At 57.5% G+C, this 320-nt stretch carries 1 protein-coding gene; it reads left to right on the plus strand.

Going from position 1 to position 320, the window contains the following annotated elements:
* The coding region (locus tag JEM65_RS21785) for a GRAS family protein (protein ID WP_199603867.1) at window positions 1-320 on the plus strand (320 nt) is incomplete at both ends.

Below are 320 nucleotides of genomic sequence, written 5' to 3' on the forward strand. Positions count from 1 at the left end.
CCACCATGGCGTCTCCAGCGTCACCACGCCGCTCGACGTTGCCCTCAAGCTCGCGGCCTACAAGTCGTTCTCCGACCTGTCGCCCGTGCTGCAGTTTGCAAACTTCACGGCAACTCAGGCACTTCTTGATGAAATTGGTGGCACCGCAACTTCCTGCATACATGTCATTGACTTCGATCTCGGTGTTGGCGGTCAGTGGGCTTCCTTCTTGCAGGAGCTTGCGCACCGCCGTGCTGCTGGAGGTGTGACCTTGCCATTGTTGAAGCTAACAGCTTTCGTGTCGACTGCTTCCCACCATCCATTGGAGCTGCACCTTACCC

Origin of the sequence: Gelidibacter salicanalis (assembly GCF_016469035.1) — a bacterium.
Classification (GTDB): Bacteria; Bacteroidota; Bacteroidia; order Flavobacteriales; family Flavobacteriaceae; genus Gelidibacter; species Gelidibacter salicanalis_A.